The 22,705-nt window shown below is 71.3% G+C and carries 18 protein-coding genes; 6 read left to right on the forward strand and 12 right to left on the reverse strand.

Annotation, left to right across the window (positions count from 1 at the left end; translation table 11 throughout):
* Positions 1–71 precede the first annotated feature (71 nt).
* The gene (locus Aple_RS16745) at positions 72–1,427 is read left to right on the forward strand and encodes an aminotransferase-like domain-containing protein (RefSeq protein ID WP_170321516.1); all 1,356 of its coding nucleotides are present in this window, start codon (positions 72–74) and stop codon (positions 1,425–1,427) included.
* Here the strand turns inward: Aple_RS16745 and Aple_RS16750 are convergent.
* The 5 genes from Aple_RS16750 to Aple_RS16770 form a co-directional block, all read right to left on the reverse strand.
* Complete coding sequence (locus tag Aple_RS16750; RefSeq protein WP_174889841.1) at positions 1,402–2,610, reverse strand: ATP-grasp domain-containing protein; 1,209 nt, start codon at positions 2,608–2,610, stop codon at positions 1,402–1,404. The two genes, Aple_RS16745 and Aple_RS16750, sit on opposite strands and share 26 nt — an antisense overlap.
* Positions 2,600–3,586, reverse strand: a complete 987-nt coding sequence (locus tag Aple_RS52790) for a glycosyltransferase family 2 protein (protein WP_155345539.1) — start codon at positions 3,584–3,586, stop codon at positions 2,600–2,602. The genes Aple_RS16750 and Aple_RS52790 overlap by 11 nt, the downstream gene beginning before the upstream one ends.
* Positions 3,583–4,266 carry a hypothetical protein gene (locus Aple_RS16760; RefSeq protein WP_155345540.1) on the reverse strand — a complete coding sequence of 228 codons (684 nt, stop codon included), beginning with the start codon at positions 4,264–4,266 and terminating at the stop codon, positions 3,583–3,585. The genes Aple_RS52790 and Aple_RS16760 overlap by 4 nt, the downstream gene beginning before the upstream one ends.
* Before the next feature lie 27 nt (positions 4,267–4,293).
* The gene (locus tag Aple_RS16765) at positions 4,294–5,304 is read right to left on the reverse strand and encodes an NAD-dependent epimerase/dehydratase family protein (RefSeq protein ID WP_218038364.1); all 1,011 of its coding nucleotides are present in this window, start codon (positions 5,302–5,304) and stop codon (positions 4,294–4,296) included.
* A gap of 88 nt (positions 5,305–5,392) precedes the next feature.
* Positions 5,393–6,430 carry a GNAT family N-acetyltransferase gene (locus Aple_RS16770; RefSeq protein ID WP_155345541.1) on the reverse strand — a complete coding sequence of 346 codons (1,038 nt, stop codon included), beginning with the start codon at positions 6,428–6,430 and terminating at the stop codon, positions 5,393–5,395.
* Positions 6,431–6,828: 398 nt separating this feature from the next.
* Here Aple_RS16770 and Aple_RS16775 point away from each other — a divergent pair, with 398 nt between their 5' ends.
* Positions 6,829–10,149, forward strand: coding sequence for an ATP-binding protein (locus tag Aple_RS16775; RefSeq protein WP_155345542.1), 3,321 nt, complete (start codon positions 6,829–6,831; stop codon positions 10,147–10,149).
* Positions 10,150–10,196: 47 nt separating this feature from the next.
* On the opposite strand, the gene Aple_RS16780 is transcribed toward Aple_RS16775, so the two are convergent.
* Entirely contained in the window at positions 10,197–10,472 is a 276-nt protein-coding gene (locus Aple_RS16780) for a hypothetical protein (protein ID WP_155345543.1), read from the reverse strand.
* Between the two features lie 219 nt (positions 10,473–10,691).
* Between Aple_RS16780 and Aple_RS16785 the strand changes: the two genes are divergently transcribed.
* The 3 genes from Aple_RS16785 to Aple_RS16795 are packed head-to-tail and all read left to right on the forward strand — an operon-like array spanning position 10,692 to position 13,354.
* On the forward strand, positions 10,692–11,417 hold the full coding sequence (locus Aple_RS16785) for a methyltransferase domain-containing protein (RefSeq protein ID WP_155345544.1): 726 nt from the start codon (positions 10,692–10,694) through the stop codon (positions 11,415–11,417).
* 12 nt (positions 11,418–11,429) lie between these two features.
* A complete protein-coding gene (locus Aple_RS16790) occupies positions 11,430–12,461 on the forward strand; it encodes a hypothetical protein (protein ID WP_155345545.1) in 1,032 nt (343 codons plus the stop codon).
* Positions 12,458–13,354: a phosphotransferase family protein gene (locus Aple_RS16795; RefSeq protein ID WP_155345546.1), complete on the forward strand. Its 897-nt coding sequence runs from the start codon at positions 12,458–12,460 to the stop codon at positions 13,352–13,354. The genes Aple_RS16790 and Aple_RS16795 overlap by 4 nt, the downstream gene beginning before the upstream one ends.
* A 113-nt stretch (positions 13,355–13,467) precedes the next feature.
* Here the strand turns inward: Aple_RS16795 and Aple_RS16800 are convergent, their stop codons facing one another.
* The 5 genes from Aple_RS16800 to Aple_RS16820 all read right to left on the reverse strand — a co-directional run bounded on the left by Aple_RS16800 (position 13,468) and on the right by Aple_RS16820 (position 18,444).
* Positions 13,468–14,250, reverse strand: a complete 783-nt coding sequence (locus Aple_RS16800; RefSeq protein ID WP_155345547.1) for an HAD family hydrolase — start codon at positions 14,248–14,250, stop codon at positions 13,468–13,470.
* Complete coding sequence (locus Aple_RS16805) at positions 14,243–15,394, reverse strand: GNAT family N-acetyltransferase (RefSeq protein WP_155345548.1); 1,152 nt, start codon at positions 15,392–15,394, stop codon at positions 14,243–14,245. The genes Aple_RS16800 and Aple_RS16805 overlap by 8 nt, the downstream gene beginning before the upstream one ends.
* Entirely contained in the window at positions 15,391–16,599 is a 1,209-nt protein-coding gene (locus Aple_RS16810; RefSeq protein ID WP_155345549.1) for an MFS transporter, read from the reverse strand. Before Aple_RS16810 ends, Aple_RS16805 begins: the two co-directional genes overlap by 4 nt.
* Entirely contained in the window at positions 16,584–17,441 is an 858-nt protein-coding gene (locus Aple_RS16815) for a GNAT family N-acetyltransferase (RefSeq protein ID WP_155345550.1), read from the reverse strand. The genes Aple_RS16810 and Aple_RS16815 overlap by 16 nt, the downstream gene beginning before the upstream one ends.
* 508 nt (positions 17,442–17,949) lie before the next feature.
* Positions 17,950–18,444 carry a MarR family winged helix-turn-helix transcriptional regulator gene (locus Aple_RS16820; RefSeq protein ID WP_155345551.1) on the reverse strand — a complete coding sequence of 165 codons (495 nt, stop codon included), beginning with the start codon at positions 18,442–18,444 and terminating at the stop codon, positions 17,950–17,952.
* A gap of 104 nt (positions 18,445–18,548) precedes the next feature.
* On the opposite strand from Aple_RS16820, the gene Aple_RS16825 reads away from it, so the two are divergent.
* Positions 18,549–20,843, forward strand: a complete 2,295-nt coding sequence (locus tag Aple_RS16825; RefSeq protein WP_155345552.1) for an LLM class flavin-dependent oxidoreductase — start codon at positions 18,549–18,551, stop codon at positions 20,841–20,843.
* Here Aple_RS16825 and Aple_RS16830 read toward each other — a convergent pair.
* On the reverse strand, positions 20,797–22,689 hold the full coding sequence (locus Aple_RS16830; protein WP_155345553.1) for an ABC transporter ATP-binding protein: 1,893 nt from the start codon (positions 22,687–22,689) through the stop codon (positions 20,797–20,799). The two genes, Aple_RS16825 and Aple_RS16830, sit on opposite strands and share 47 nt — an antisense overlap.
* Positions 22,690–22,705 lie beyond the last annotated feature (16 nt).

Genomic DNA, 22,705 nt, shown 5'->3' on the forward strand with positions numbered 1-22,705 from the left:
GATCGCGGGCGGCGACGGAAAGACGCGCTCCGGGGGAGAGAATGCGCCAGCCACAGCGACTCAGTGTTCCTTTGCTCTTAGACAGAGACCAGCCGCCGCCGCTCCAGGAGCAACTGCTGACGCAGTTGAAGGCGGCCATCGATTCGGGGCAGCTCGCCACCGGAACCCGGATGCCTTCCACCCGGGCGCTGGCGAGAATACTCAAGGTGTCGCGCGGGGTCGTGGTCGGAACCTACGACGCCCTCTACGCCGACGGTTACATCACCGGAGTGGTCGGCTCGGGAACCTATGTCGCGAAACACTCCCTGGACGCCGCGCGCAAGGCTCCCGTGTCCAGCAGGCCTGGACCGGCGCCGGCCATCGATCTGCGGCCGGACCGGCCGAGCTCGGATTGCTTCCCGCTGTCGGCTTGGCGGGCGGCGTGGCGCACGGTCAGCTACATCGCCCCCGGCGTCGCGGAGGCGCCGCCGCTGGGGCTGCCGGAACTGCGCGCGGCCATCGCCGGGCACCTGCTTCAGGCGCGGGGAATCGTGCTGGACCGGCACGAGGTGGTCGTCACCAGCAGCCAGGACAGCGCCCTGCGGCTGGTGCTGCGCGCCCTCGGCGAGGACCCGGCGATCGCGCTGGAGTGTCCCGCGCTGCCCATGGCGCGCACGGTGGCGGCCAGGCACGGCCGGGTGTCGTCCGTCCCGGTCGACGACCAGGGCCTGCGGCTCGACCTGATGCCCGGCGACTGGGACGCCGCCGTGCTGACTCCCGAGCGCAACCCGCTGCTGGGCGCGCGGCTGTCGCTGGAGCGCAGGCGGGCGCTGGCCGAGGACGCGCGCACGCGCGGGTCGCTCCTCATCGAACCGGCCCTGGGCGGCGTCCTGGACCTGGACGTCAGCCCGCTGCCGCCCCTCATGTCGCTGGCGCGCTCTGAGCACGCCGCCCTGATCGGCTCCTTCGGCGCCGTCCTGACCCCGGCGCTGCATCTGGGCTTCGCCGTCGTCGAGCGCGGCCTGGCCGAGATGATCGCCAAGACCTATCCTGCCGACTACGAGCAGCCGTCCCCGCTCGTGCAGCTGGCCGTCGGCGATCTGCTGGCCTCCGGCGGCATGGCCGCGCACCTCACCCGGCTCGCCGGGCGCCACGCCGCGCTGTGGCGGCTGGTCTGGCAGGCCCTGGGTGACCTGCCCGGCACGCGGCTGCTGCGGGCCGGGGGCACGGCGACGCTGCTGCTGCCGGACGAGGTGTGCGCGAAGCGGGTCGTCCGGGCACTCGCCGTCCAGCGGATCCACCTCACCGAACTCGACTCCTACGTGCATCCCCGGTCGCCTGCGCTGAACGGGGTCGTCATCGGGTTCGGCCACCTCGGCGAGGCGGTGCTCGGCACCACCCTGCGGGTCATCCGGCGCACGGTCAGCGCGGCCCGCCGCCTGGAGTGATCATCAGGCGCAGCGTGGCGAGCGCCGTTTTCAGGGTGGACTCCGCGTCGTCGGCGGAGTCGCCGGTCACCACCAGGTAGCCGAGCTTGTGCCCCGACTGCGTGAACGGGTGGACCGGCGCCCCTGCGGGCGTCACCACTTCCGCGTCGGCCACCCCGGGCAGCGCCCTGACCTCGTCGAGACCCTCCACGCGGGCCAGCACACCCTCCCGCTCGTACGGCGAGCGCAGCACGTGGATGATGCCGTGACCGTGCTGCTGCGGCGTCAGGTCGAAGGGTTCGCCCAGCGCGAGAGCGATCAGCGCGCCTACCGTGTCCACGCCGTACACCGCACGGGTGAGTCGCGGATATCCGTTGCCGCACAGTCTCGCCCCCACCTCCAGCACGTAGGGTGTGCCGTCCGGAGCCAGGATGACGTCGAAATGCGCGGGCCCGTCACGCCATCCCATAGCCGCGCACAGCCGCAGCGCCGCCGCCACGATCCGTTGCCGAGACTCCGCCTCGATCGGGGCTGGGCAGGTGTGCCCGCCGATCAGGAAGCCAGGGCCCGGGATGACTCGTTTCTCGGTGAGCACGGAGAAGGCGACCTCGCCGTCCCGCAGAAACACCTCGACGGTGATGTTCCTGCCCTCACGGAACTCCTCCACGACGGCCTCGCCGCACACCGAATGCGCCAACGCGGCGGCCAGCGCCGCGACCAGCCCGGACGGTTCGCGCACCAGCGCGACCCCCTTGCCGCCGGAGGCGTCCACCGGCTTGACCACCACGGGGAACTCCAGCCCGGGCATCGGTTCGGCCAGGCGCGTCACCGCCCACCGGTAGCCGGGCAGCCCCGCGCTCCGCGCGACCCGGTGGAAGGCCGCCTTGTCCATCGACGCGTCGGCGGCCGCCCGGGGGTAGATGTGCGGGGTGCCGTACCGCCTGGACAGCTCGTGCCAGCTCAGCAGGCACATGTCGCTGCCCGCCGACACCACCCCGCTCGGCCGGATCTCGCCGAGCGCCGCGACGACGGCGGCATGGTCGCGGGTCGAGACCCGCAGGAACCGGTCGGCCAGCGGCACCCCCGGGCGGTCGTCCCGCCAGTCCACCGCGATGGTGCGCAGGCCCCGCAGGCGCGCCTCCCGGAACAGCGGAAGCTGCTCCTCCCCGGCCCCCAGCACCAGCAGCGGTCCCTCAGCGGCCATGATCGTGTCCCTTCTCCGGCGGCAACGCGGGCGGCGGCACGGCGGGCACGCCCCCGTCCAGGGTGTCCTCAGGCCGGACGTCCAGATTCGACTCGGCGATGTAGAAGGCGCGCAACGGCGTGGCATCCAGCATCAACCGGTGCAGATAGCGCGCCGACAGGGCGCACACGACGGCGGTCAGCGCCGAGCTGTCCAGCGCCGCGACCGCCACGGCCGCCGGAGCGACCAAGCCGAGCAGCCAGCCGACGGTGAGCGCGGCGGCCACGGCCGCCGCCACCGCCGCGATCAGGTACGCGGCGTTGAGCGGCCGCCACGAGAAGCCGAAGAACAGCTCGAAGGCGTGCCCGCCCAGCCGCAGCGGGCGGAACCGCGACCGGCCGGACTCCCGGGCCCGGTGAGTGGTCTGGACGGTCGTGTAACGGGAGGTCACCAGCGGCGCCTTCGCGGCGAAGTAGGCGTTGTTCATGCGCAGCTCGGCCAGGGTGCGGGCCACCGGCGCGCGCAGCACCCGGAAGGACGAGGCCCCCATCGGCACCTCGACGCCCAGCAGCCGCCTGGCCGCCCACTGATGGCCGGCCGCCCCCAGCCGGCGCAGGAGCGGATCATGCCGGACCCGCCGGGTGCCGAACACCACGTCGTAGCCCTTGGCCGCCTCGGCCAGCAGCACCCACGTCTGGTCCGGCGGGACCTGCAGGTCGGCGTCGAGCTGGACGATCCACGGGTGGCTCGCGTAGCGGAACCCCGCGCTGATCGCGGCCGAGAGCCCGAAGTTGCGCGAGAAGGAGATGTACCGCACGCGCCCGTCCCGCGCGGCGATCGCGCGCATGTGCTCCAGCGTGTCGTCCGAGCTGCCGTCGTCGATGAAGATGATCTCCAGCTCGGGGATCGCGCCGAGCGCGCTCACGATGGCGCGGTGCGCGGCCGCCACCTGCTCGCCCTCGTTGAAGCAGGGCACCACGGCCGTCAGCCCGGTCACGGGGACCGCCGCAGCCGCCGGGTGAGCGACCTGACCGCCCGCCCCGGCACCGCCAGCACCGCGATCGCCGCCACCACGTGCACCGCGATGAAGATGTACGCCTCGTTCTTGGTCGGATAGTGCCCGATCCTGACCCGGATGTGCTCGGCCCAGTGCCACACCTCGGGGATGGGCGTCCACGCGGGATCGGTGTGCGGGTTGATGACCAGGAAGGCCAGATCCTCGAGCCCGGAGAGCTGGAAGATGATCAACGCACCGCACAGCCGCAGTGTGCCCGAGCGCGAGCCGCCGCCGAGCCGGTAGGCCAGCGCGATGGACAGGATGATGAACGGGACGAGGGTCAGGACCAAGTAGTAGTACTCCGAGCCCGGCTCGCCGGCGACGAAGAACATCCGGGGGATGAACACGGCGTAGAAGATCAGGAAGCAGAGGGGGATGAGGATCATCGGCAGCCGGAGCCACCGTGCCCACGCCGGATCCAGCCACGCGATCGCGACGCTCATCGCGACGAACGGCAGCAGCTTGAACAGGAAGATCCACAGGGACTCGATGGTGTGCTCGTGCGGCAGCCGGAGCCACACGATCGCCGCGAGCGCCAGGCCCGTCGTCCCGGCGACGAGGGTGACCGCGTTCGCCCGCAGGAACGGCGCGCGGTGCTCTGGTAAGGCGTCTACAGGCATGAGGGCTCCGGGTGGTCTGGGATGCGGTCAGATCAGGTGGTCGGTCCAGGTTCTGGGCGTGAGCGCCGAGACGATCTCCAGCTCCAGGCCGTAGTCGAACTCCCGCGGCCCGCGCGCCGAAATCCAATCGATCATGCTCCGTAGCCCGTCCCGCAGCGTGGTCCCCGTCTCGTAGCCGAGTAGCCTGCGCGCCTTGCCGGAGTCGCAGGTGGCGTGGTGGACCTCTAAGGGCCGGGCCGGCACGAAGATCGGATCGTGCGGCACCCCCATGAGCTCGGCCAGGGTCTCGGCCAGGGTGAGCACGGAGACCGGATCCTCGTCCGGGCCGACGTTGACGACCTCGCCGCGCACCCGGGCGTCCGCGCCGAGCCGGACCAGGCACGACACGACGTCGGAGACGAAGCTGAAGCAGCGCAGCTGGGAGCCGTCGCCGTAGATCACCGGGCGTTCGCCCCGCAGCATGCGGTTGATCATGATGGCGGCGACGTTGCGGTAGGGATCGTCGTAACGCTGCCGGGGGCCGATGACGTTGTGCGGGACGGCGATGTTGAACTCCATGCCGTGCGCCTCGCAGACCGACCGCACCATGAGCTCGGCGGCGTACTTCGCGATCCCGTACGGCGTCACGGGGGCGGGCTCGTCGGTCTCCGCGAACGGCGGTCGGCCATCGCCGTACCTGGACATCGACGAGCAGAACACGAAACGGCGCACGCCCGCCGCGGCGGCTGCCGACAGCAGCGCCACGGTGGCGCCGCAGGTGTGCTCGTGCACGTGGAAGGGGCTGAACACGCTGAGCCCCTCGTACGGCGCGGCGGCGCAATGGTAAACGGTTTCGACCCCGGCGAGCAGATCGGCGTACGACCCGGATTCGCGGCAGTCGGCGACCCGGAAATCCACCCCGCCGGGAACGTTGTCCTTGTAGCCGCCCATCAGATTGTCGACGCCGCGCACCTGATGCCCCTCCGCCAGCAGCGCGTCGGCTAAATGGCTCCCCAGGAACCCCGCCACTCCCGTGATGAGAACGGGACTCTTCACCATGCCTCCATTAATGTTCCGGGATGATTTGCCGGAAATCTATCCCCGCTTTCCGGGCGATCACAGAGCCACTTGCGGCGGAAAAAGTGGGCTATGCGGTTCGCCCCGCCGCCCAGCGCGGCACGACCACCCGCCACATGGGCACGGGCTGGAAGCCGAGCGAACCTTTGACCTCGAACATGCCCTGACCGGCGGAGAGCTCGCGCCGCCCGCCGCTGCCGGCCACGTGGTCGATCAGGCGGAGGTAGTGGTAGAAGTACAGGTGCTTGCGGCCGCCTTCGCCGGGATCGATCGCCGCCCAGGAGCCCAGCTTCGGATGGGTGGGGTGATCGAGCAGGGCGCCGAAGGCCAGCAGCCGCCCCTGGCGTTCCCGGTAGGTCGCGGTGACCACGTCGGGGCGGCCGTGCAGGGCGGCGAAGTAGCTCGCGGGCAGCGGCACGTATGGCTCCCACACCGACTTGAGCCGCAGTTCGTGGTCGTCGTGCAGGCGGGCCATCTCCTCGTGCTCCCCGGGCCCGAGGTCGGCGCGCCCGGCCCCGATCTCCACTTCCAGGTCTGCCGAGCGTGCCACGATGCGGCGCTGCCTGCGCAGGTCCTTGCGTCGGCTCGCGCGCAGCGAGCCGAGCCACTCCTCGGCGGACGACCAGGTCACGGGCATGCTCCCGGACGTGGCGGCGGCCTGGGTGAAGGCCGCCCGGCGCGCCACCACGGGCAGGTCGGCGGCGGTCAGGCCCCGGTAGACGAGACCGGCGCAGCCCTTGCCCAGCCAGGCCAGGACCGCGCGCTCGTAGGCGCGCAGCAGCTGCCGCCGGCGCTCCGGCGGGACCCAGGAGGCGAAGTGCCAGCCGGGGCCGTGCGAGTATCCGGGCACCCGGACGTCGAGCAGGACCGGCTCGCGGCGCGGCCTTGGCCGCCTGCCGCGGCCGAGCCCGAGGTAGAGGCCGATCGCGATGCCGCAGGGCCGCCCGCCGTCGTGGAACAGGGCGGGCAGCACGCCCGCCCGCGCCGAGCCGGCCACCTCCCGGATCACGTCGTAGGACCACGGCGCGGTCAGCCCTTCGTCCCGGTGAAACTCCCGCCATCCCGAGGGTTCCGGGTCGCTCCGGGGATCCACAAGCTCAACGCCCATCGGGCCTTTCCTGTCTTGTCGGGATTTAAGCATCGCACGGCGATGGATCCGCTGATTAGCGGGAAAAGCGTGTGATTTCAGCGCCACGTCAGCGCCAAATCAGGATGGCCGGATATTTCGTGGCAAGGGCATATTCGGGCCATTCGCCGTGGCACCCGGGGGCCAGCCCTCCGCCCATAAGCCGAAAAGGTACGTGTCGTGCCGACGCGATGGCTTTGGTCCCCGGCGATCGGCCGAACCGACGCACCGACGCACCGACGCACCGACGACGCCGATGACCGCGCCGTATGGCCTGCCGCGGCTGCTGTAACACCGCCTGGAACGGGATGGAACGCCACCTTTAGAGAGGTGACCCCCACAGCGACGTGGAACGGCCAGTACGGTAGGTGATCTTGTTCATGTCAGTCCTGGTGCGGCTGCTCGGTCCGGTGGATGTGACGGTGGACGGCGTGGCCATGCCGGTGCCCGGCCTGCGGCGCAAGGCCGTGCTGTCCCGGCTGGCGTTGCGGCCGGGCGAGGTGGTCGGCGCCGACCAGCTGATCGACGCGGTGTGGGACGGCGAACCCCCCGCCACCGCGGCGAACTCGCTGCAGAGCCACGTGTCGTACCTGCGGCGCCTGCTCGGGGCGCGGGGGGAGATCCTCGCGCGCCCCCCGGGATACGTGCTCACGGGGTTGGGGACCGATCTGAGCCAGGCGGAGCAGCTGATCGAGCGGGCCAGGCACACCGCCGAGCCGGTGGAACGGCTGGCCACGCTGGAGCGGGCGGAGGGCTTGTGGCGGGGCCAGCCCCTCGCCGACGTGTCCGGCCTGTCATGGTTCGCCCGGGAGGCGGACCGGCTGGAGCGGATGCGGCGGGCGGCGGAGCGGGCGGCCGTGGAATGCCGGCTGCTGCTCGGCCAGCACGCCTCGCTGGTGCCGGAACTCCCGGGCCTGGCGGAGCTGCACCCGTTCGACGAGGACCTGCACGGGCAGCTCATGCTCGCCCTGTACCGCAGCGGCAGGCAGGCCGACGCTCTGGCAGTCTTCCGCCGGTTGCGCGACCGGCTGCGCGAGGATCTCGGCATCGACCCCGGCGTGCCGCTGCGCGAGCTGGAGGCGGCGATCCTGCGCCAGGACCCGGGCCTGGATCGCGCGCCCGTGCCCGCGCGATCGGGACGGCTCGCGGGCGGCCCCGCCCTGGTCGAAAGGGACGCCGAGACGGGCCTCATCGACCAGGCGCTCGATCACGCGGCGGCCACCCGTACCGGACATGTCCTGATTTTTGAGGGACCGGCGGGGATCGGGAAGACCAGCCTGCTCGACCACGCCAGGAAGCGGGCCGCCGCGCTGGGCTGGCCGCTGGCCGCGGCCCGCGGCACCGACCTGGAGCCCGACTACGCGTGGGCGTGCGCCCGGCAGCTCTTCCATGGCGATTTCTATGGCCACACCGAGCTGGACGACGTCCCCACCACGCCGGACGGCGAATACCGCGTCCTCAGCTCGCTGCACCGGCTCGCCGCCGGGCTGGCGGCGGACCACCCGCTGGTCATCGTGCTGGACGACCTGCACTGGGCGGACACGCCCTCGCTGCGGTTCGCGGCCTTCCTCGCCGCCCGCCTCGACGCGCTGCCGGTGGTGCTCGTCCTCGCCCTCCGGCCGGGCCACGACCGCATCGGCCACCTGACCTCGGCCATCGCCGGCCTGCCGCACACGACCACCCGGGTGCTGCGGCCGCTCAGCCGGGACGGCTGCGCCGAGCTGCTGGCCGAGGCGATCGACGCCGAGCCGGACCGGGAGCTGGCCGGCCAGTGCCACGCCATGAGCCGCGGCAACCCGTTCCTGATGCGGGAACTCGCCGCGCAGCTCGCGGCCTCCGGCGGCGACGCGCGCAAGGCCCTGCCGGCGGGCGTGACCAGGTTCGTCGCCCAGCAGCTCCGCCACCTGCCGCCCGCCGCCGTGGACGTGGCCCGGGTCCTGGCGGTGCTCGGCGAGGCGGCCGGCAGCGACTGGCTGGCCCAGATCGCCGGGATCTCCCCCCGCGAGGCCATGGACGCGCTGGTCCCGCTGCTGTCCAGCCAGCTGGTCGTCGCCGACGGCGTCCCGGCCAGGTTCGCCTTCGACCATCCGCTGATCCGCACCGCGGTCTACGACGCCATCCCGATGGCGCTCCGCACCGACCTGCACCTGCGGGCCGCCGAGACGGCCGGCCGCGGCCAGGATCCGATCACCGCCGCGACGCACCTGCTCAAGGTCCCGCCCGGCGCCGGCGCGCCCGACCCGGTCGGGGTGCTCACCCAGGCGGCCGACCTCAGCCTGGCCCGCGGCTCGGTGCACGGCGCGGTGGACTTCCTGCGCCGGGCCCTGGCGGAGGATCTCGGCGACCGGCGGCCCGGGATCCTGGCCCGGCTCGGCATGGCCGAGGCGCTGGTGGGCACCGGACCCGCCATCGAGCGGCTGTCGGAGGCGCTGGACAGGGAATGCGATCCCGAGGCGCGGGCGCGGATCTCCTACGGGCTGGCCAGCACGCTGTGGCTGACCAGCCGTCCCAGGGAGGCGGCTCGCGTCTGCCAAGCCTCGCTGGAACGCGACCTGGGTATGTCGGCGGACGCCCGGCAAGCACTCCAGGGCTGCGCCGCGATGGTCGCCTATGGCACGCGCTACGGCTCCGACCTGGTCGCCCTGCTCGACGGCTACGCGGTCGAGCCGCCCGGCCCGTCCATCGGCGGGCTCATCCTCGAAGCGGGCCTCGCGCTGCACGACATGCACCAGAACCGGCGGGAGGCAGCCGAGCGGCGTGCTCTCAACGTCATCGCGGGCGACCGCCTGATCGGCCATCCGATGGCCGAGCCGCCGCTGACCTGCGCCTGGTATGCCCTGCTCCCATGTGACTCGCCCGCGCTGCTGCCGTCAGTGGAGGCGGCGCTCGCGCACAGCCGCCGCATCGGCTCCCCGCGCGGCATCGCCCCCGCCCTCTTCTACCGCTCGGAGATCATGTACGTCCTCGGCCGCCTGACCGAGGCTCTCGCTGACGCGCGGCAGGCGTGGGAGGCGTGCCAGGACGCGTCCGTCGGCATCGGCGAGCCGTTCGTCGCCAACGTGCTGCTGAAGACGCTGGTGGCCCGCGGCGAGGTCGAGGAGGCCGCCGCGGTGCTCAAGCAGGTCAGGTCCAGGCACGTCGCCGGCGTCACCGCGGTGCTGTACGCCCCTGGCGAGATCGCCGTGCACCTCGCCATGGGCCAGACCCGGCGGGCCTTCGAGACGGTGCGGGCCACCCGGGACGAGTGCGGCTGGAAACCGCTGGTCAACCCGCTGGTCTCGGACTGGCGCGCGCCGCTGGTCCGCTGCCTGGCCCTGCTCGGGCGGGGCGAGGAGGCGCGCGAGGCCGCCGGGGAGATGCTGGCCGTCGCGACCGCGTGGGGCGCCCCGCGGGCCGTCGGCCGGGCGCTGCGGTTCGCCGCCTCGGTTGAATCCGGGGTCGAATCCGGCCCGCGCCGGCTGGACATGCTCGCCGAGTCCGTCCGCCTGCTGGACCCCACCCAGGCCAACCTGGAGCAGGCCAGGTCACTGCACGCCTTCGGCGAGGCGCTGCTGCGCTCCGGTCGCCTCGCGGACGCGCGGACCCGCCTGGAGGCCGCGCTGGAGCTGGCCGCCGGCTGCGGGGCCCCACCCCTGCGGAACGCCGTCGCGGCGAGCCTGCGCAGGGTCGGCGGATCGCCGCGGCCGCTCACCGTCCGGTGAGGCCGGCTCCTGGAGATGCGCGGGGCATCCCCAGGAGCGCTAACCCGTCAGGGGTTGATAGGGCCGGGCCAGGGCCACCAAGGGTCTGGCTCCTGGAAGTCGTACGGAACGTCGTCGTTCGGCGGCGGGCCCTGGATCGGGCAGAGCACCTCGTACGTCTCGCCCGGGTGCCCGGGAATGGGCAGCTCGGCGCCGCACGGGGGCAGCGCCCCGACGCGGGCGTCCGCGGAACCACTCGCCAGGAAGGCGGCGATGGCCATCCCGACCGCGGCCAGCACAATGAGCGGGCGCCCGCGTGCCAACCTGGTGCTTTCTGAAGTCATTGAACTTCCTCCATGAATCGCTTTTTCACTTCGGGCGCTGACGCGCCCGGCGTGACTTGTGAAATCCATAAGATCCCTTCCACGCCGCACCGCCCAGGGCCACTAACGGTGAAACGAAGGGCTAAAGTGGACCCCGGGGTATGCTGGCGGACCACTTGCGGGTCAATGCGCATTCCGAGTGGATCTGTGCGCGATGCGCCCGGCGACGTTCCATGAACTATGAACTTGTTCCATGGCACGGCGGTCGGGGACGGCATTGTCAGCCCGCATGGGAGGTGGACTTTCGGGGGCGATGTCTGCGACACCTTCGACATTCACGCCGACAAAAGCATTCCGTACTACCGTGACGGGCACGAGCTGGTGGCCCAGCTCTCCGAGTTCTTCGTCCGGACCGGTGGGGTCGTTTACGAGATCGGCTGCTCGACCGGCACCCTGATCCGCGCGCTCGCCCAGCGGCACCACGGCAAGGACGTGCGCTTCCTGGCGGTCGACGTCGAACCCCGGATGGCGGAGGAGGCGCGGCGGCGCTGCGCGCGCTATCCGGAAATCGAAATCATCGAGGCCGACGCCACCGCTCTGAAGTTCGAGGGATTCGATTTCGCCGCGATCTACTACACCCTCCAGTTCCTCCGCCCCGATCAGCGGCAGCGGCTGCTGGCCGGCCTTTACTCCGCGCTCCTTCCGGGTGGCGCCGTCGTCGTCTACGAGAAAGTCCGCTCGGCCAGCCCCATGTTCCAGGATCTGGCGCAGCAGATTTATCAGGATTTCAAGTTGAGCAATGGATACACGCCGGATGAGGTGCTGGGGAAGTCGCGCAGCCTCAAAGGCGTGCTCGCGCCGCTGACCAGCGAGGAGAACATCGCCTCGCTGCGTGCCGCCGGGTTCGGCCAGGTGGTCTCCGTCCAGAAATACGTCTGTTTCGAGGGATTCCTCGCAGTCAAATAGAAAGCAGAACCGATGAGATTTCCCCTGATGGAGCAGTTGATCGACTGCTCGCTGATGAAACACGAGGAATTCTGGCCGGAGACGGCTCCGGTCGTGGCCGAGAACGCCGTCGCGGGCCTGGAACGGTACGGCTTCGTCGTCTTCAAGATCGGGATGCTCCGGCTCGACGGTGACGCCAGCCGCCGGGTGGCGCATCGGGTCGCCGCCGAACTGCGGACCGAGCTGATCCGCGCGGGCGCGCCCGGCGACCTGGGCCTGGAGATCGACGCCGCCCAGGCGACCCCGGTGCCCGAGCCGTTCTCGTGCCGCTCGCTGCTGCCGCACCACGACGGCCAGCACGCCTCGTATCTCACCCCGAGCGTCCTGGACGAGCCGGACTGGGACCCCGCGTGGCGTACCTTCTCCAGCTCCGGGTACACCACCACGCATGCGCACAAGATGTATCAAGGGATCTTCATCGCCGACCCCGGCGAGGCCTTGAGCGTGACCACGTACTACGACTGGCTGCGCATCCTCGAAGACGTGAAGTCCGCCCGTTTCATCGGCAACCCTGACCCGCCCAGCACCGCGCGCTGGCTGGGTGACAACCTCAGGCGGGCGCTGGACGCGGGCCTGACGCACTCCTTCTCCTATCCCACGGTCGGCGGCATGCTCGGCCTGACCGAGACGGCCCTGCTGGCCGTGCCGCTGCTGCACTGCGAGCGGCCGGTCGCGGCGGAGATGAAGGAGCGCTTCCCGCTGCTGCACACCCTGAGCGGCACCTGCCCGTGCCGCGGCTGCGCCGGCGAGGTCACCCGGGTGTTCTGCAATCTCACCTCGCTGGCGATGGGCCTGACCTGGCCGGAGTTCCGCGCGCGTTACGAGGTCCAGGTGCCGGGGGAGCGGTTCGACCTGCTGGTGGGGCACAATCTCACCACCCTGCACGGCGGCCTGGCCGGCGGGCGGGGGCGCGTCATCGAGCCGCTCTGCCTGGTGGTGGACAAGCCGTCCGGGCCCAGGTACGAGGCGTGGCTGAGCCGGTCGTGGCGAAGGCTCTCCGGATGAGCGGAGTTCCCGCCGAACTGGCGGGCCTGGCTTCCGCTCTGGGCATCCTGCGGCTGGCGCCGCTGAGCGGCGGGGTCGAGTTCCTCGTCTTCCGGGGCACCGGCCCGGACGGCGAGGAGCTGGTCGTCCGGATGCCCCGGGCGCGCACCTTCCACACGGCCAACAACGTGGGGGTCGAAGCCTTGCTCCTGCTCGACCAGGAGCAGCGGATGGCCGAGTGGCTGGCACCCCAGGGTTTCCCGGTCGCGGAGGTCCTCGGCCGGCACAGGACCGGCACGGGGCTGCCCGTCCTGATCTCCCGATTCGTCGCCTCCGACGACGGGGACCCCGACTGGGCGTCGGTGGGCGCCCTGCTGGCCACCCTGCATGCCCTGCCCGCGCCGCAACCCGGCCCGGTCCTGCAGTACGGCATGCCCCTGCCGGATCTGATCGCCAAACGCCTGCCCGAACGATTCCGCCGCCTCCAAGCGCTCCAGCCGGATCTCGGCGGCCTGCCATCGCCCGCCGCGATCGCCAGGCGGCTCGCCTTGGTTCCCGCCCGCCACGCCCTGCTGCACCTGGACGTCCGGCGGCAGAATCTCCTCTGCCGGGGCGGCCTGGTGCGCGCGGTCATCGACTGGTCCAACGCGCTCGTCGGCGACCCGCGGATGGAGCTGGCGCGCATGTCGGAATACGCCAGAATCCCGGAGAACGGCCTGGACGAGGCCCTGATCCGGAAGGGCTACGCCGCCAGCGCCGCGGAGGAGGGGGTCGCCGACTGCCTCTACCGTCTCGACGCCGCCGTGATGCTCGCCCTGGTCTTCCTCTCCGTGGCTCCCCGGCCGGACCTGGCTCCAGCGCAGACGGCCCGGGTCGCCGAGTTGCTGATGACGCTCGGCGCGGGCTGGCATTAACTCGAAGGTGCGGCTCGTCAATAGCCACCCCGGCTTGCCCCGTTTTCCGCACTCGGCACTTCGTCGCAGGTCAGCTGCTATAGCTGATCGGCACCAGCGGTAATCAGAACTGATCAAGTATGGTGACCTGCGGAAAGCAGGGCTAGCGGCACCACGCCGGTCAGGGATGGGATTCGCGTGCCCGCGAAACCGGGGTGCCGGCCGGTCCTGTCCACCAGCACGCCGTGAATCCCCGCCGCCGTCGCGCCACCGATGTCGGAGTACGGGGAGTCGCCCACGTGGAGTGTCTCGTGGGGGAGTGAGCCCGTCTGGTCGAGCGCGTATCGGAAGATCGACGCGTCGGGCTTGTAGGCACCGAAACGGTACGAGGTCACGATGAGCGGGAAATAGCCGGTGATGCCGGTGGCGTCGAGGATCTCGTACAGCAGGTCGTCGAAATTGGACACGACGGCGATCCTGATACCGGCGGCGGTCAGCAGGTCCAGCACCGGCCGCGCCTCCGGAAACAGGGCATATCGGGTCGGGTCCAGGATCTTCTGGGCGATCGTCCGCGGCTCCGGGTGCGACTGACCGGCCGCGCGCAGGACGTTCCCGACGAAGTGGGACCAGGCCTCGACGCGCGCGTGCGCCGAACCCTGGTCGTCGGGCCAGCCCTCGGACGTGCCGACCAGGCCGATCGCGCGCTCGATCTCCACCTGCGCCGCCGGAACGCCGCCGCACTGCGGGACCGCCGGCTGGTCAGGCACTGCTACCTCGTCGGCGCCCCGGACGAGACGCCTGCCCTGCCACGCACACACGTGGGTCACCTCGTCCGCTATCAGCCGGGCCAGCGGGGGGTCGAGGTCGAAGAGCGTTCCGGCGGCGTCGAAGAGCACCGTGGTGATCGTGTCAGGCACCCTGGTCCCCGTTCTGGTGGCGGGCGAGTTCGGACTCCTCCAGCCCGCCGCGCAGCGCCGCCGCGTCCTCCACCCAGTCCTGGTCGCCGTCCAGCGCGAGGATGCGGGTGTGGAGGCGTTCGAGGCGGCAGCCCCGGTGGGTCTTCGCCTCGTAGGAGTGCGTGCCGTAGTGGATCGACCGTGCGCCGATCTCGATGGCGTGGCTGATCAGCTCGTAGAACGCGAGATTGAAGTACACCCCGCTCCGGTCGCCGCCGAAGGCGCCCAGCCGGGGCACCAGGCGGGCGCGATGCCGGTCGTGGTAGCAGGCGACGAATCCGGCGGGGCCGTCCTGGCCGTCCGCCCGCACCACGTGGAGTCCGGGGATCGTGCGGGCGCGGGCGAAACGATCCCGGACGGCGTGGGCGTCGGCTTCGAAGCCGTACCTCAGGTAGCGCTCCAGCTGGAGCGGGACCAGGTCGTCGGTCAGACCGGTGCCCGCCGACACCCGATGGCCCTCATCGAGATAGCGGCGGCGCTCCTTGCGCAGCACTTTGCGCCGGTTGGCGGTGAAACCGGCGAAGTAGGCGTCCAGGCTGGGGAACGTCACGTCCAGAACGGCGTTGGCTCCGACCAGCGCGTCGGCGTAGCCCCGCGCGGCGAGGACCTCGGCGATCCACCGGTCCTGACCCGTGGCCTGGAGATGGGCGAATTCCACATGGGTGGCTCCCCAGGATCGCGCGACCGATTCCACCGCGCGCGCCAGCGTCTCGGCGATCGCCTTTCCCTGATCACACGCGAGGACCACGCCCGATGCCGTGGCCGTGCCCGGCGCCACGACGACCAGCGTGTCGCCGCACCGGTCTGCGGCGACGCTCCGCAGCGCGGCGAGGCGTTCCAGTTCGTCGCGCCGGGCGAGCTGCTCGGCTCGCGCGCCGAGCAGGACCTCAGTCGGCTGGTACGCGCGATGCGTTCCGGCGCGGGGGACCAGGTAGCAGGCCGCCATCCCGATCGCCTGACCGTCCTCGGCATGGACGGTCACGTAGTGCTGGCGGTCCGCGACCCTGCCCTCCTCGGCCAGCAGCCACGCGGCCGAGCGCTCCAGCTCACGCTCAAGCAGCCGCTCCGCGGCGGCGTCGATCGACGGCGACGACGTCCAGTTCACGGTCCCTCCGCGCGGTAGGCGCGCACGTCGCGGCTGGCCACCAGGATCAGCGTCCCCGCGACCGCCCACAAGCCGCCGAACAGCAGTACCCCAGCCTGGCCAACCCCCTCGCCCGCAACGGGGGCGGCCAGGAGACCGAGCGGGAACAGCACGAACGATCCGGCCGAGGAGACCGAGCTGACCCGGGCCATCAGCCCGGGCTCCACGGATTGCTGGATCGATGCCGACATCAGCACCGAATAGGCGGCGATCCCGACACCGGCTCCGGCCTCCGCGACACAGATGATCCAGAAGGGCTGGTCCAGGGCCAGGGCCAGCGGAGGGAAGGCGAGCAGGCCAAGACCGGCTCCGGCCCACAGGACCGGCCGGGAGGGTCTGGTCGCACCCGCCGCCATGCCGCCGAGCACGCTGCCCACGCCGAACGCGGTCATGACCAGCGCCCACGCGCCGGAGCCGTGGGACTCGACCAGCGACGGGCCGAACACCATGAACGGCGCCGTCACGAAGAACAGCATCGAGGCGGAGACGCTGGTCTCCAGCAGCAGCCAGCGGACCCGCCGCAGCGCGTCCCACCCGGCGCGCAGGCTCGCGATTCCGCCGCCAAGGCTGATCCCGCCCGTCGCGGCGCCCCTGGGGAGGCCGCGCATCAGCAGCGCGGCGGCGAAGAAGGTGATCCCATCGAGAACTATCGCCCAGGCCGCGTTCCGGGCGATCAGAGCGATCAGGGCGACGAACGTCGGGCCGATGATGTTCGCCAGGTTAAGCGTGCTCGCGAGCAGGCCGTTGGCCGGGCCCAGGTCCCGCTCGCCGACGCAGACCGGCAGGTAGGCGAAGCCCACGGGGAACACGATGCTCGCGACCGTGCCGTACAGCAGCTGGCAGAGCAGGGCCGCCGGTAGCGGGCCGTCGAGGAGGAACAGCAGGCCGGTGGCGAGCTGCAGGCAGCCGCGCGCGAGGAATCCGGCCACCAGCAGCGGCAGCTTCGGGAGTGCGTCCCCCAGGACGCCGCCGACCAGCGTGACGACCAGGCGCGGCAGGGTGACCGCGGCGAGGAAGGCGCTGAGCCGGCGTCCGTCGTCACCGGTCCCGACCAGGTAGAGGGCGATCGCCGTGGGGGCGAAGGCGTCCCCGAGCATCGAGGCCGACTGGGCGGCGTAGTAACGGCGGAAAACCGGTCCGGCGAGGACGCCTACGTAGGCGCGCACAGCGCTTGCTGACCAGGTGATTCCGCCGCGTCGGCCTGTCGGCGCTCGAGCACACCGTCGCGGGCGATCGCGACCAGTTCAGGATCCTTTCCGGCCAGACCCACCCACAGCGTTTCCAGTACAGCACCGCGCTGTCTCTTGGCCGCGTAAGAGCCGATGCCGAGATGCAGCGCCCGCGCGCCGATCTCGTAGGCGAGCTCGATGGCCCGGTAGAAGACGAGCTGAAAATAGACCTGCCGGTGTTCCGGTTGGCGGTGATCGATGCCGAGCATCCGCCCCCAGAGCGTGCCGCCGTGAAGGAAGAACACCGCGCACCCGAGAAGGGAACCCCGAAACCGAGCCGTGATCATGAAGCCGTTCAGGAGACCGGCGCATTCCTTGAGATATTCGACGTAGTCGCTGGCTGGCCGCCGGTAGTTAGCGTCATATTTCCGCATCTGACCGACGAAGAGATCGGCGGCTTCGTCCGCGCGATCCATCGGATCCGCGACGGAATAGCGCACCCCCGACTCCGCCGCGGCACGCATCTCGGCCCGGACCATACGCCGCCGCTTCGGCGCCAGGGACTGCGCGTAGTCCTCGAACCCGCTCCCGGGAAGCTCCAACCACGCATCGCTGACCAGCGGTTCCACCAGAACACCGGCGGCCCGCAGCCCCTCGGCGGTGTCCCTGGAGACGTAAGGGATGATCGTGACCCGATCCGGAAAGGCGTCGAGAACACCACCCGCCAGAAGCGCGGCAGTGCAGCCACCGGCCAGCCTCGGCGCGTTGCGGTACCCAGCCTGCGGCGCGGCCACCACACACTCCCGCGCGGCCAGCCGACCGGCCAGCAGATGGCCCACGGCATAACGGCCGGACCTGACCTGCTCTCCCGCACACACCGGCACCATCGCGCGGCCCGGACCGTCGGTGACGGTCAGATACCGGTGTTCATGCCCCACCCGCTCAAGAAGCTCCAACCAGGCATCACTGCTGTACAACTCCCCGCATTCCCCACCCGCGAACAATCCCCGGACGCTCCCGCTGAACGAGACTTCCACGCTTCACCCTCCCTCCCGACCTCATGAAAACACCGCCGCGCGGCAACCCACAGGTCCACTTACGCCGGGCCACTGTCATCCATCCGCAGTAGCCGCCGGATACGGCGAGCGAAGGATGCCTTCCTCACGTCACGGTCACGCGCACAAGCACGGCACCGGCCCCGCCCGGCTGACCCTGGCCTACCCGCCGGGCCGGTTGCGCGTCGAGGTCAGCAACGACTGCCCGGAACCTCGGCCGGGCGGCGCCGGATACGGTCTGATCGGCGGCCGTGGTGCTCGGCCATCACGCGCGCGACGCACGCTGTCGCGCTCAGGGCAGTTCCGTCAGGGCGTGCTCGGCCGCGTCGCACGGGTCGGCCTGCGGTTCGATGTCGCGGAGACCGCAGGCCACGCGGCGCAGCAGGTCGCGGAAGGCCGCCCGCTGCCGCTCGTCGAGCCCGCCCAGGAGGCTCTCCTCGGCTTTGCGAACCCGCTGTTCGAGTTCGGCGAGGGTGCTCGCGCCCAGCGGGGTGACGACGATCTTCCTGGCCCGGCGGTCGGCCGGGTTCAGCTGCCGTTCGACCAGGCCGGCCTTGACGAGGTCGTCGATGAGGTAGGTCATCACGGTGCGGTCGATGCTGAGGTGGGCGGCCAGGGCGGCCTGGGTGGGCTGGTCGCCGTGGACCACCGTGGACAGGATCTGGTAGCCGCGCGTGGCGTGCGGGAGCTCCCCGAGTAGCGGGGTCACCGAGCCGTGGTAGGCGGACAGGAGCACGCCGAGGTGCCAGCCGAAGTCGCCGTCCGCGTGCCGCTCCTGAGGTGTCATGGCGAAATATTACCCGGACATGCGCTGTTCGACAAAGCGTCTGTGATGAATATAGTTTGTGTCACAACTCATCTGAGGTGCAGAGCGCATCGAGAGGCGGACGGATGCCCGACTACGGCCACGACCTGATCTTCGGGTCCTTCATCACCCCGGCGAACGCCGCGCCGCAGCAGGTCGTGGACCTGGCGCGGGCGTCGGAGGCCGCGGGCCTGGACCTGGCGACCTTCCAGGACCACCCCTACCAGCCGGGGTTCCTCGACACCTGGACGCTGCTGTCCTACGTCGCCGCGCGGACCGAGCGCATCCATCTCTCGGCCAATGTCCTCAACCTTCCGCTGCGCCCACCGGCCGTGCTGGCGCGGGCCGCCGCGAGCCTGGACCTGCTGTCCGGCGGGCGCTTCGAGCTCGGCCTGGGCGCGGGCGGCTTCTGGGACGCGATCGGCGCGATGGGAGGGCGGCGGCTGACCCCCGGCCAGGGGGTGCAGGCCCTGAGCGAGGCCATCGACATCATCCGCGGCGTCTGGGACGCGGGAAACACCTCGATCTTGCGGGTGGACGGGACGTACTACCAGGTCGACGGGGCCAAGCGCGGTCCCGCCCCGGCGCATGACATCGGGATCTGGCTGGGGGCCTACAAGCCGCGAATGCTCCGGCTGACCGGGGCCAAGGCCGACGGATGGCTGCCGTCCCTGCCGTATATGAAGGGCGGCCTGGACGAGATCGCCGCGAGCAACGCGATCATCGACGAGGCCGCCGCCCAGGCCGGGCGCGACCCCTCGGCGGTCCGCCGCCTGCTCAACCTCGGCGGCCGGTTCGGCCCGGCGGGGGACGGGCTCCTGTCCGGTCCACCGCAGGAGTGGGCCGAGCAGCTGGCGGTCCTGACCTTGGAGTACGGATTCTCCGGCTACATCGTCATGGGCGACGACCCCGGCACCATCCAGACCTTCGGCCAGGAGGTGGCCCCCACGCTGCGGGAACTGGTCGCCGCCGAACGTTCCGTACGCGCGACCGGCGAGGGCCCCCAGCCCACCACCATCCGCAGCCGCGGTCGCCGCAGCGCGGACATCGACTACGACGGCGTCCCGGCCTCCCTGGCGGGCGCGGCGATCGAACCGGACGACCCCGGATACGCCGCCGTCCGGTCCACCTACCTGCGGGGCGGCTCGCCGGGCTTAGTCCTGCGGCCCCGCACCGTGACCGAGGTGGCCGACGCGCTGGCCTTCGCCCGGCGGCAACCCGTGAAACTGTCGATCCGCAGTGGCGGGCACGGCATCGGCGGCCGGTCGACCAACCGCGGCGGCATCGTCATCGACCTGGCGGCACTCAACCAGATCGAGATCCTGGACAAGCAGACGCGCAGGATCCGCGTCGAGCCGGGCGCCCGATGGAGCGAGGTCGCCGCCGCGCTCGCCCCGCACGGGTGGGCGCTCAGCTCCGGCGACTACGGCGGGGTCGGCGTCGGCGGCCTCGCCACCTCGGGCGGCATCGGCTGGATGGTCCGCGAGCACGGCCTGACCATCGACCACCTGCGCGCCGTCGACATCGTCCTGGCCGACGGCGCCCTCACCCGCGCCAGCGAGACCGAGAACCCCGACCTGTTCTGGGCGGTGCGCGGCGCGGGGGCGAACTTCGGCATCGTCACCTCCTTCGAGTTCGAGGCGGACGAGGTCGGCGACGTGGGATTCGGCCAGCTGGTGTTCGACGCCGGCGACACCGCCGGGTTCCTGGAACGCTGGGGGGCCGCGGTGGAGGCCGCGCCACGGGATCTCACCAGTTTCCTCATCATCGGGCGGCCGCGGCCGGGTCAGCCGGTCATCGCCCAGGTCATGGCCATGGTCGACAGCGACGACACCGACACGATCATCGACAGGATCCAGCCGCTGGCCGATGCCGGGCCGCTGCTGGACCACGCCGTCCAGCGCCTGCCATATACAGCGGTCATGGCGGCCCCGCCGGCCACGCACCAGGCGCAGGGCGAACCCGTGACCCGCTCCGGACTCGTCGGCCACATCACCCCCGAGTTCGCCGCCGCCGCGACGGAACTGATCATGAGCGGGGAGTCCTACTTCTTCCAGATCCGCTCGGTCGGCGGGGCCGTGGCCGACGTCGCCCCCGACGCCACCGCCTACGCCCACCGCGCGGCGAACTTCCAGGTCGTCGCCTTCGGCCCCAGCCGCACCGGGCTGGACCGGGTCTGGGACGCGATGCACCACCACTTCACCGGCCTCTACATCAACTTCGAGACCGACCTGCGCCCCGAGCGCCTCACCGACGCCTACCCCACCGGCACCCTGCGGCGGCTACGCGACCTGAAACTCCGCTACGACCCCGCCAACGTCTTCCGCGACAACTTCAACGTCCCGCCTCAGGATCCAGAAACGCCGCCGCCTGCAGAGTGAAAAGCTCCGAATAACGCCCGCCGGAGGCCATCAGCTCCTCATGGCTCCCGCGCTCCTCGATCTCGCCGCCGTGCAGCACGTAGATGTGGTCGGCCGACCGCACGGTGGAGAACCGGTGCGAGATGAGCAGCACCGTACGGCCCCGGAACAGGTCGCGGATCCGCTGGAACAACTCGTGCTCGGCGCGCGCGTCGAGGGACGCGGTGGGCTCGTCGAGCACGATGAACGGCGCGTCGCGGAAGAACGCGCGCGCCAGCGCGACCCGCTGCCACTGCCCGACCGACAGGTCCGTGCCCCCCGTGAACTCCTTGCCGAGAACCGTCTCGTACGCCTCCGGCAGGCGGGAGAGGAACTCGTCGGCATCGGCCAGGCGCGCGGAATCCCGGATCGCCTCGAGGTCGTCCAGCCGCTCATGACGGCCGAAACCGATGTTCTCCCTGCCGCTCAGGTGGTACTTGACGAAGTCCTGAAATATCACGGTGATGAAGTCGCGGAGCGCTTCCTCGTCACAGGTGGCGGTGTCCGTGCCGTCCCACCAGATGTGCCCCGAGGTCGGGCGGTAGAGCTGGGCGAGCAGCTTGGCCAGCGTCGTCTTGCCGGAGCCGTTCTCGCCGACCAGCGCGATCACCTCCCCGGCCTTGATCGTCAGCGACACGTTCCGCACCGCCGGCGCCGTGCTGCCGGGGTAGACGAAGGTGACCCCCTCGGCCCGGAGCTCCCGGAATGCGGGCAGGCGCGTGCCCCGCTCTCGCGGGATCGCGGACCCCTGCGCCAGGAACTCCTCGTAGTCCTGGACGAAGAGCGACGCCCCGTACAGGTGCGCCACGCTCATCCCGGTCATGGCGAGCGTGCCCGCCATCTGGGTGAGGGCCGCCGCGGCCACCCCGGCCGAGGCCAGGTCCAGGCGGCCGCTGACGTACAGCCAGGCGAGCACCGCGAACGTCACTCCGGTGAGGAACGCCGAGCTGACACCGCCGAGCAGGGAACGGCGCAGCCGTTGCCTGGTCACCGCGCGCAACTCGCGGACGCGCTCGGCTCCCAGCCGGTCGTACCGGCCGCGCAGGTAGCCGCCGAGACCGAACGCCCGCACCTCCTTGACCGACTGCCGGTCGGTGAACAGGCTGGCCAGGTAGTGCCGCGCCCGCTCCAGCGCCGTTATCCCGACGAAGAACCGGAACGTGTCCTGGCTGTTCTTCCTGGTGACGATCCACAGCGGCAGCGCGGTGACGGCCAGCAGCGGCACCAGCAGCGGTTGCAGCACCAGCAGGACCGCCACCGCGCCCGCCGCTCCCGCCGCCGCCCGGGCCAGTCCGAACAGGCCGTGCACCATCTCCATGGACCGCATTCCCCCGCCCATCGACACGCGCTGGAGGCGGTTGAAGAACGCCGGGGACTCGAACTCCGCCAGGTCGATCCGCGCCGCGACGTCCAGGACGCTGCTCTGGGCGTGCTGCGTCACCAGCTCCCTGAGCAGCTCGCTCTGCTCCTGCTCGGCGGCCGTCGCGAACCGCTGCAAGGCCCCCACGAGCACCAGCGCGACCACGCTCGGGATGACAGGGCCCAGCCCTGTACTCCCCAGCAGGGCCTGCAGCACCTCACGTCCGATCAGCAGCTGGACGAAGGTGGCCACCCCGTTGAACACCTGCAGCCCGCAGGAGATCAGCAACTCCCGGGGTGCCGCTCGCCAGGCGAGCCGGAACGAAGTCCTCACCAGCCGGGGTAATCGCCGCCAGTCGCGCGGCCCTTCCGCGCCCGGCATCAGGTCATCGATCGTGAACCGCTCGGGCGGTTTGCCATTCCCGGGCGGCTGCTCAGCACCGTGTGCGGAAATTTCCGGCTTATCCACCGTTCGAGCGTGGCAT

This window comes from Acrocarpospora pleiomorpha (genome assembly GCF_009687885.1).
Lineage (GTDB): Bacteria > Actinomycetota > Actinomycetes > Streptosporangiales > Streptosporangiaceae > Acrocarpospora > Acrocarpospora pleiomorpha.